Annotated in this window: 7 protein-coding genes; 5 read left to right on the forward strand and 2 right to left on the reverse strand. The window is 65.6% G+C overall.

The annotated features are described in order from the left end of the window. Positions 1 to 12: 12 nt before the first annotated feature. From CDE01S_RS07860 to CDE01S_RS07870, 3 genes are read left to right on the forward strand one after another with little or no spacing between them, the layout of a single operon-like run. A complete protein-coding gene (locus CDE01S_RS07860; RefSeq protein WP_066705635.1) occupies positions 13 to 1,230 on the forward strand; it encodes an efflux RND transporter periplasmic adaptor subunit in 1,218 nt (405 codons plus the stop codon). Then, a complete protein-coding gene (locus CDE01S_RS07865; protein WP_066705637.1) occupies positions 1,227 to 4,343 on the forward strand; it encodes an efflux RND transporter permease subunit in 3,117 nt (1,038 codons plus the stop codon). The genes CDE01S_RS07860 and CDE01S_RS07865 overlap by 4 nt, the downstream gene beginning before the upstream one ends. A 20-nt stretch (positions 4,344 to 4,363) precedes the next feature. Next, a complete protein-coding gene (locus tag CDE01S_RS07870; RefSeq protein WP_066705639.1) occupies positions 4,364 to 4,702 on the forward strand; it encodes a P-II family nitrogen regulator in 339 nt (112 codons plus the stop codon). A gap of 17 nt (positions 4,703 to 4,719) precedes the next feature. On the opposite strand, the gene CDE01S_RS07875 is transcribed toward CDE01S_RS07870, so the two are convergent. Beyond that, the gene (locus CDE01S_RS07875; RefSeq protein WP_066705641.1) at positions 4,720 to 5,586 is read right to left on the reverse strand and encodes an NAD(P)-dependent oxidoreductase; all 867 of its coding nucleotides are present in this window, start codon (positions 5,584 to 5,586) and stop codon (positions 4,720 to 4,722) included. Continuing rightward, the gene (locus CDE01S_RS07880; RefSeq protein ID WP_066705643.1) at positions 5,583 to 6,935 is read right to left on the reverse strand and encodes an NAD(P)H-dependent oxidoreductase; all 1,353 of its coding nucleotides are present in this window, start codon (positions 6,933 to 6,935) and stop codon (positions 5,583 to 5,585) included. The genes CDE01S_RS07875 and CDE01S_RS07880 overlap by 4 nt, the downstream gene beginning before the upstream one ends. 129 nt (positions 6,936 to 7,064) lie before the next feature. On the opposite strand from CDE01S_RS07880, the gene CDE01S_RS07885 reads away from it, so the two are divergent. Next, positions 7,065 to 7,946 (forward strand): alpha/beta hydrolase, encoded by an 882-nt coding sequence (locus CDE01S_RS07885; protein ID WP_066705645.1) that lies wholly within the window; start codon positions 7,065 to 7,067, stop codon positions 7,944 to 7,946. 122 nt (positions 7,947 to 8,068) lie between these two features. Next, on the forward strand, positions 8,069 to 9,889 hold the full coding sequence (locus CDE01S_RS07890) for an ATP-binding response regulator (RefSeq protein ID WP_084382801.1): 1,821 nt from the start codon (positions 8,069 to 8,071) through the stop codon (positions 9,887 to 9,889). Positions 9,890 to 9,941: the final 52 nt, after the last annotated feature.

The raw sequence follows: 9,941 nt of genomic DNA on the forward strand, positions 1-9,941 counted from the left end.
GAAGGACACGTCATGAGATTCGTTCCCCCCTTCACACTGCGACGAACCCGGCTGTTCGTCGCGGGGCTGGCTGTCGTAGCCGGCCTGATGACCCTGGCCGGATGCACGGACAAGACCGAGGCCAATGCGTCGGCGGCGCCCCAGGTGGTCAGCGATCCGCTGCTGGTGCGCATCAGCCCCGAGCAGGCGGCCAACTACAAGATCGGTCCAGTCGTGCTGGCCGACGTGGCACTGATCCAGGAGCATCCGGGTCGCATTGAAGCCAATGAGCGGCTGGTCAGCCGCATCGGCGCGACCGTCACCGGCCGGGTGACGCAGGTGCTGGCCGAGCTGGGTGATACGGTGCGCCCGGGGCAGACCCTGGCCCAGGTCAGCAGCCCGGAGCTGACCACCTCCCAGCTGGCCTATCTGCGTGCCAACTCGGGCCTGTCTCTGGCCGAACGTGCCGTGGAGCGGGCGCGCCAGCTGATCCAGGCGGATGTGATCGGCTCGGCCGAGCTGCAGCGGCGCGAATCGGAGCTGTCGATTGCGCGTGCCGAGAAGCGCGCGGCCGAGGACCAGCTGCGCCTGCTCGGCCTGCCGCAGGCCGCCATCGAACGCCTGCGTACCGAAGGCAGTCTGCATTCCGAGGCTGGTGTGGTGGCGCGGCTGGGCGGCGTCGTGATCGAACGCAAGGTGAGCCAGGGCCAGGTGGTGCAGCCTGGCGACCAGCTGTTCACCGTGGCCGACCTGTCCAGTGTCTGGGTGGTGGGGGCGTTGCCGGAGCAGGCGGCGCGCTCGGTGCAGCGCGGCCAGGTGGTGGAGATCGAAGTGCCGGCCATTGACCAGAAGTTCACCGGCCAGGTGGTGTTCGTGAGTGACACCATCCAGCCCGAAACACGCACGGTGGCGATCCGCACCCAGGTGGACAACGCCCGGCGCGAACTCAAGCCGCAGATGCTGGCCACGCTGCGCATTGCGGGCGCGACCCACAACACGCCGGTGGTGCCCGAAACGGCAGTGGTGCGCGAGAACGACCGCGACCACGTGTTCGTGCAGGTGGCGCCCAACAGCTTTCGCCTGACGCAGGTCGAGCTGGGGCCGGTCACGGCCAAGCTGCGGCCGGTGCTCAAGGGGTTGAGCGCAGGGGCGATCATCGTTACCGACGGCGGCTTCCACCTCAACAATGACCGTGCGCAGCGGCTGCTGACAGATGGCGCCGCACCTGCCACGGCCGGAGCGACCAAATGATCGCAGGCCTGATCCGCTGGTCGCTGCAGGAGCGCATCCTGGTGGCGGTGATCAGTTGCGTGCTGTTGCTGGCCGGTCTGCTGGCGGTCAAGCGCCTGTCGGTCGATGCCTTTCCGGATGTCACCAATGTGCAGGTGCAGGTGGCGACCGAGGCGCCGGGCCGACCGCCGACCGAGGTCGAACGCTTCATCACGGCGCCGATCGAGATTGCCATGACCGGCTTGCCCGGGCTGGTGGAAATGCGTTCGCTCAACCGCAACGGCGTGTCGCTCGTCACCCTGGTGTTCACCGACAAGACCGATGTCTACTTCGCACGCCAACTGGTGCTGGAGCGCCTGATGGAAGTCGGTCAGCGCATGCCCGCCGGTGTGACGCCGGTGCTGGGGCCGGTGTCGACCGGCCTGGGCGAGGTCTACCAGTACACGCTGGAGCGTGCCGATGACCGCGGCCCGGATGGCCGGCTCAAGCCCTTGTCGGAAGAGGAACTGCGCAAGCGGCGCGAGGTGCAGGACTGGGTGGTACGGCCCATGCTGCGTTCCGTGCCGGGGGTGGCCGACATCAACAGCCAGGGCGGTTTCGCCCGCCAGTACCAGGTCAAGGTTAATCCGGACCGCTTGCGCTACTACAGCCTGAGCGTCAAGGAGGTCCATGACGCGATTGCGCGCAACAACGCGAATTCGTCCGGCGGCGTGCTGCCGGCGCTGGCGGAACAGTACCTGATCCGGGGCGTTGGCCTGATCTCCTCGCTGGAGGACGTGGGCAACATCGCGCTCAAGGAGTTCCAGGGCACACCGGTGTATGTGAAAGACGTGGCCCAGGTGAGCTTCGGCTCCGAGGTGCGCCAGGGGGCCATCATCAAAGATGGCGATACCGAGTCGGTCGCCGGCATCGTGCAGATGATCCGCGGCGGCAACGCGCGCGAGGTGGTGACGCGCATCAAGGCGCGCGTCGCCGAGATCAATACCCGGCAGATGCTGCCCGACGGCTTGCAGATCGTGCCCTTTTACGATCGTTCGGAACTGGTCAACACGGCGATGAAGACCGTGGCAAAGGTGCTGGCCGAAGGTATCGTGCTGGTGATCGTCATCCTGTTCGTCTTCCTTGGCGACGTGCGCTCGAGCATCATCGTGGTGGCCACGCTGATCCTCACACCCTTGCTGACCTTCTTCGTGATGAACCGCATCGGCCTGAGCGCCAACCTGATGTCGCTCGGCGGCCTGGCCATTGCCATCGGTCTGATGGTCGACGGCGCCGTGGTGGTGGTGGAGAACGCCTTTGCCCGTCTTGGTGATCCGGCCCACGAGGGCAAGTCACGCGCCCGGGTGATCCTGGAAGCCGCATCCGAGGTCGGCAAGCCGGTGCTGTACGGCGTGGGCATCATCATTCTGGTGTTCCTGCCGCTGCTGAGCCTGCAGGGCATGGAAGGCAAGATGTTCGCACCGCTGGCGCTGACGATTGCGATTGCGCTGACCATCTCGCTCATCCTGAGCTTCACCATGAGCCCGATGCTGTGCAGTTTCATCCTCAAGGGTGGCGCCGAGCATGACACCTGGCTGCTGCGCCAGCTCAAGGCACCCTACCTGCGCATGCTGCACTGGTCGCTGGCACAGCCGCGCAAGGTCTTGACGGGAGCGCTGGTGGCGCTGGTCGGCAGCTTTGCGCTGGTGCCCTTCCTCGGCACGGCCTTCATCCCCACCATGCAGGAAGGGTCCATCACACCGGTGATCGTGCGTGTGCCGAAGATCTCGATCGAGGAGTCGATCAAGCTGGAAAGCCAGGCCATGCGTGCCATCAAGACCGTGCCCGAGGTGCAGACCGTGGTCTCGCGCCTGGGGCGCGGCGAGTCGGCATCCGATCCGGGGCAGCCGCACGAGTCAGACCCGATCGTGATGCTCAAGCCCCGTGACCAGTGGCGCGATGGAATGGACCAGGAAGCCATCGCCGCTGAAATCCGCGACAAGCTCAGGTTCCTGCCGGGTGTGGAGATCGCCATCAGCCAGCCGATTGCCGCGCGGGTGGACGAGATGGTGTCAGGCGTGCGCTCCCAGGTTGCGGTGAAGATCTTTGGTGACGACCTGGAGCAGCTGCGCAAGCTCGGCGACGCGGTGGCAGCCGCGCTCATGGCCACCTCTGGCGCCACCGACCTGCGGGTGGAGCGCGTCAGCGGCCAGGAGTACCTGACCATCCGCATCGACCGCTCAGCCATCGCGCGTTATGGCCTGAACGTCGAGGACGTCAACGCCCTGATCGAAATCGCGGTGCAGGGCAAGGTCGCGACCCAGGTGTACGAGGGGGAGCGCCGCTTCGACACCGTGGTGCGGCTGCCGGCCGCGTACCGCTCGGACGTGGAGTCGATCGGCAATCTGGTGCTGCGCGCACCCACCGGCGCCATCGTGCCGCTGCGTGACGTGGCCCACATCACGCTCGGCGACGGGCCAGCGCAGGTCAGCCGCGATGGCGGCAAGCGCCGGCTGGTGGTGGGCGTCAACGTGCAGGGGCGCGACCTGGGCGGCTTCGTGGCCGAGGCGCAGGGCCGCATCGGGCGCAGCGTGCCGCTGCCGCCGGGTTACGAGTTGTCCTGGGGTGGCCAGTTCGAGAACATGGAGCGCGCCATCGAGCGGCTGTCGCTGATCATTCCGCTGACCATCGTGGCGATCTTCTTCCTGCTGTTCATGCTGTTCAATTCGGTGCGGTATGCCGCGCTGGTGATCACGGTGCTGCCGCTGGCAGCCATCGGCGGCCTGGTGGCGCTGGCCCTCAGCGGCGAGTACCTGAGCGTGCCGGCGGCAGTGGGCTTCATCAACCTGTGGGGCATTGCCGTGCTCAACGGTGTGGTGCTGGTGAGCTTCATCCGTGAGAAGCGCGAGGCGGGACTGTCGACCGACGAGGCCATCCTGGAGGGCTGCACACACCGTTTCCGGCCCGTCATGATGACCGCGATGGTGGCGCTGCTGGCGCTCATCCCCATGCTGTTTTCCACCGGCCCCGGCTCGGAGGTGACACGCCCGCTGGCGGTGGTGGTGATCGGTGGCCTGTTCTCGTCGACCAGTCTGACGCTGCTGCTGGTGCCGGTGCTCTACCGCTGGTTTGAAGAAAAAGAAGTCGAGGCCTGAGAGAATCGAGGAAAAATGCCATGAAAGAAATCCGTGCCATCGTCCGCCCCAACCGCCTGCCGCTGCTGCGCGAGGCCTTGCGGGGCATTCCCAATTTTCCCGGCCTCACGCTGATCAAGGCCGAGGGCTTCACGGCCCCGGCGTCCGTGGGCAAACGTACGGTCAGGGAAGAACTGACCGACTACACACCGAAGGTCATGGTGACGGTGCTGGTGGACGACGACATGGTGGCCGAGATCCGCGACACCATCATCATGATCTGCAGCACGGGCCAGATCGGCGACGGCATCGTCTGGACGGTGCCGATTGCCAGCATGCACCGTATCCGCAACGGCTCGGACATGCTGGCCGAGGAGTAAGGCGTGGCGGTAAGGTCTTAGGCCATGCCGTTACGCCGTGCCAGTTCAACGAACAGGCCGGCCTGGTCCAGGTCGCTCAGGCCATGCTCCACGCCGTCGGCGTACAGCTTCTCCAGCAGGCCGGTGATGGGGGCATCGAAGCCCAGGCCGCTGGCTGTGTCCAGCGCATTGCGCATGTCCTTCAGTTGTACCGTCATGCGGCCGCGCGGCTCGAAGTCGCGCTCCACCATGCGCTGGCCGTGCACCTGCAGGATGCGGCTGTCGGCGAAGCCGCCGGTGATGGCTTCTTTCACCTTGGCCGGAATGGCGCCGCCTTTCTGGCACAGCAGCAAGGCCTCGGCCACGGCGCCGATGGTGATGCCCACGATCATCTGGTTGGCCAGCTTGGCCAACTGGCCCGCACCCGCAGGACCGACCAGGGTGGCGCGGCCCAGTGCTGCGAACACCGGCTGGGCGCGTGCGAAGGTGCTGGGCTTGCCACCGGCCATGATGGCCAGCGAGCCCTGTTCGGCGCCGATGGTGCCGCCGGATACCGGCGCGTCAAGGTGCGTGATGGCGTAGTCGCCCAGGCGTTCGGCATGGGCACGGGCCTCGGCCGGCTTGATGGACGACATGTCGACCACCACGGTGCCCGGTTTCATGGCGTTGGCAACGCCGGCGCCAAACAGCACCTGTTCCACCACCTCGCCGTTCTCCAGCATGGTGATGACAATCTCCGCTTCGCGAGCGGCTGCGGCCGCGGTGTCGTGCACGGTGGCCAGGGTTGCCAGGCGTTCCGCCTTGTCGCGGCTGCGGTTCCAGACGTGGACTTCATGTCCCGCTTCGCACAGACGGCGGGCCATGGGAAATCCCATCAGCCCGATGCCCAGAAAGGCAAGTTTCATTCTTTTCTCACTCCCTCAAACATGCGTTCCATCTCGCGTCGCACCTGGTAGGCATGGGTGTTGGTATCCATGGCGACATCGTCCCAGCACAGGCTTTGGCCTTTTTTCACCGGACGCACCAGCTTGACATTGTGCGCCAAGCCCAGCGGCAGGCCGCCCAGCTGCAGCGAGGTGCTGGCCGGCAGCAGCTTGCCCCAGACGGTGTAGCCGCCTTCGCCGTCGAGCATCTCGCCGGGCTGCAGGTCGCGCTTGGCGGTGGCCACCACGTCGGCGTTCCAGCAGGTTGCCACGCCGGTGGGCTCACCACGCAGGGCGACAGAGGCGACCGAGACCCCCACTTCAAGGCCAATCAGGTGCCAGCGTTTGTAGAGCGTGAAGTAGCGCCCGCTGGGGTCGGTGTGGGCGTTGTATTCCTCGAAGCAGTTCTTGATGTACTCGGTCTCGGCTTCCACCGTGACCCACACGCCCATGCGGATGTCGTAGGGAATCTTGCGGCCATCGGCCTCCAGCGAAGAGATCACCTCCACCATGCCCTTGCGCTCCAGCACGCCACCTTCGCTTTTCGGCCGGGTCACAAAAGGAATGTCTTCCACGCTGGCCGGCGGGTAGAGCAGGCCGTTGCTGGGCACCGTCAGGCCGGTGGCGTTGGCCACCGCCGTGCTTTCGATCGAGGGCTTGGAGCCGTCGAGGAAGCTGTTGAACATCTTGGGGTTGAGGCCGCCGCGCGCCGCCTGCTCGGGCGTCAGGCCATAGTTGCCCCACACGGTCTCGGGCGTCGATTCACTGAAATGCGGCAGCCACTTGTGGCCGCGCCCGGCCGCCACCACCGGGAAGCCGCAGGTGCGCGCCCAGTCCACCAGATCGCAGATCAGTGCCGGCTGGTCGCCGAAGGCCAGCGAATAGACCACCCCGGCCTGCGCCGCACGGCGCGCCAGCAGCGGGCCACAGAAGGCATCGGCTTCCACCGTGACGTTGACCACGTGCTTGCCATGGGCGAAGGCCTCCAGGATGTGGTCCACTGCGGCAACCGGGTTGCCGGTGCACTCGACGATGATGTCGATCTGCGGATGCGTGACGACCGCCTGCCAGTCATCGGTGATCCAGGTTGCTCCTGTTTTGATAGCGTCTTGCGCAGATTTCGCCTGGGTGGAAGCAAGATTCCATCCGACACGGGCGAGGTTGGCGCGTGCGGCGTCGGGTGACAGGTCGGCAATGGCCACCAGCTGCACGCCGGGCGTGCGCGGAATCTGGGCCAGGTACATGGAGCCGAATTTGCCGGCACCGATCAGGCCGACACGGATCGGTCGCTGTTCGGCGGCGCGCTGCTGGAGTTTGGCGTGGAGGTTCATGAAACAAGAATACCGCGACTTGTTCTTCTCAGGGTTTCCCCTTGCCGCAGGCCACGCACCGTCGAACAGTGGGAGTGTGACAAGATCAAGCCCTGCGAAAATGTTCAGAACACAGATTGGAGATCGCGAATGGCTTCTTGGGACAAGCAATGGCTGGACCGCATGTACAACAACCGGGCGCTGGTGCCTGAACACGCTGCCCACTTCGCCCAATGGGCAGATGCCTCTGACGATGTGCGTGAGGTCCATGCACACACGCTGGATGTCGCTTATGGCGATGGACCGATGGAAACGCTCGACATCTTTCCGCGTTCGCGTCTGGCGCCGCAACCGGCTCCGGCCGCCGGTGCGCCGGTGGTGGTGTTCATCCACGGCGGCTACTGGCGTTCGCTCGACAAGGCCGAGCATGCCTTCATCGCCCCGGCCTTCACCAACCAGGGGGCTTGCGTGATGATCCCCAACTACGCACTGTGCCCGGCGGTGACCATTCCCGAGATCACGTTGCAGATGGTCAAGGCGCTGGCCTGGGTCTGGCGCAACGCCCGCAAGTACGGCGGCGACCCGAAGCGCATCCATGTGGTGGGCCATTCGGCGGGGGGCCATCTGGCGGCCATGCTGCTGAATTGCCTCTGGCCGGCTTATGCCAAGGACCTGCCGGCCGACCTGGTGAAAGGTGCCCTGTCCATTTCCGGCCTGTACGACCTGGAACCGATCATGCACACCCCTTTCCTCAAGGACTCGCTCAAGCTCACACCCGAGCAGGTCCGCCTGGCCAGTCCGGCTCGGCTCGCTGCGCCGAAACAAGGTGTGCTGTACACCGTGGCCGGGGGCGACGAAAGCGCCGAGTTCATCCGCCACAACCGGCTGATCCAGCAGGCCTGGGGCAAAAAAGTGGTGCCGGTGTGCCGGACCCTTCCCGGCAAGAACCATTTCAGCGTGCTGGAAGACCTGACGGCACCTTGGACCGACCTGTACCAACTGGCGAGCCGGTTGGTCTTTGGCAAGGCGTGAGCTGACGCTTTGGCGGCCTGTTCCGTCCTTTTCTCCGGCAAGGATGTCACGGGAGGGTTGATGTGTTGCAGTTGTCGTCTGGGCCTGCTGACGTGCCATGCACTCCACAGGGGTGACTGCCCATGAGTTTGCTCGACCCCCGATCGGTGATCGTGATGAGTGCCTTTCTGGCGCTGGTCGCCATGCTGATCCTGGTATCACTACGCCGCAGCGTGTCGGCGCAGATCAGGGGAATGGGCGAATGGATCGCAGCGGATTCGGGGTTCCTGCTGGCCGTGGTGCTGCTGAACCTGCGCGAGAAGGTGCATCCCTTCTGGGGGGTGGCGGTGGCCAATACCCTCATTGTCGTGGCGGTGCTGCTGTTTGGCCGCAGCCTGAGGCGCTTCTACGGCGAGCAGCCCGCCATCCGGCCGCTGGTGTTGGCCGGGGCGGCCTTTTTCACCGTCGTGACCGTCATCACTTTGGCGGCGGACACCTATGCGTTGCGCCTGGCCGTGGTCACCGCTTCGCTGTTGTGTGCTTTTGCCCTTGCCTTGTGGCACCTGTCGCGCCATGCCAAGGGGACGTTCGGCGAGCGAGTTACCCAGCTGGCGCTGGCGCTGCCTGCCGTCGGCATCTTGCTGCGCCTGCTGACGGTCGGTGAGGTCGGGGTTGAGTCCGGCCTGTTCCAGCCGTCCCCGGTGCAGTCGTTTTACATTGCATCGCTGGGGGCGGGTGTTCTGCTGGCAGGGGTGGGTTTCATCCTGATGATCAACGAACGCACGCGCACCGAGCTGGAGAAGCTGGCGCGCCGCCTGGAGCGGACGACGCAGAAATTGCGCCAGCAGAACGAGATCAAGTCCAAGTTCCTGGCTTATGCCGGACATGACATCCGCCAGCCCCTGCAGGCCATCCATCTGCTGCTGGGCGGCCTGATCGAGTCGAATCTCGATGCCAGACAGCAGAAGACCGCCCACCTGATCGAGTCCTCCGTCTTGGCGCTCACAGATCTGCTCAATACCCTGCTGGACATTTCCAAGCTGGAAGCCGGTGCCATCAAGCCCAACCTGAAGCCGGTCGATCTGGAGCTTGTCCTGGCCCAACTGGTGCAGGAGTTCATGCCGCAGGCCACTGCCCAGGGACTGAGGCTGCGCCTGCGCTTGCCTGCCGAGGAGGTGACGGTGCTGACCGATGAACAGCTGCTGTCCTCGATAGTGCGCAACCTGCTGGGCAATGCCATCAAGTACACGCCGCAGGGCGGTGTGCTGGTGGCCGTGCGGCGAGTTCCCCAGGGGTTCAAGCTGCAGGTGTGGGACACCGGCATCGGCATTGCTGACGAGCACCTTGCGCATGTATTCGATGAGTATTACCAGGTGGGCAATCCACATCGGGATCGCAGCAAGGGCCTGGGTCTGGGGCTGGCCATCGTGCACCGGATGTCGACGCTGCTCGACATGCCGCTTGCATGTCGCTCCCGGCTGGGCAAGGGCACCGTCATGGAAATCACCCTGCCGCAGGGGACCCGCGCACGGGCGAAGCCGGATGCCCCTGGCGATACGGCCGGCGCGCTGGACCTGCGCGGCAGCCGGGTGGTGGTGGTCGAGGATGCCGAGGAGGTGGCCCGGGCGCTCGCCGCGTGGCTGCAGGCCCATGGGGCCCAGGTCGTCCACTTCGCCTCGGCGGAAGAGGCGCTGGCCGAGCCCGGCATCGAATCAGCCGACCTGTACCTCAGCGATTACCGGCTGTCGGGCCGGATGTCCGGTCTTGATTTCCTCCAGACGCTGCGCTCACGCTCGCAGGGGGGGGTGAGGGCCGTGCTGTTGACCGGCGATACGTCCAGCCAGTTCATCGGACAGGTGGCCGCCAGCGGCTGGCCGATCCTGTTCAAGCCCGTCAACCCGCGGGAGTTGCGGGCGGTGCTCAAACTGGTACGTGCCGCTGCCTGGCAGCCGGACCTTGCGTGAGTGCGCGCCGGATGCGCGGCAGGCCGGCACTCTTTCCCTAAGGATTTGCTGA

It is taken from the genome of Curvibacter delicatus NBRC 14919, from assembly GCF_001592265.1.
Classification (GTDB): Bacteria; Pseudomonadota; Gammaproteobacteria; order Burkholderiales; family Burkholderiaceae_C; genus Hylemonella; species Hylemonella delicata.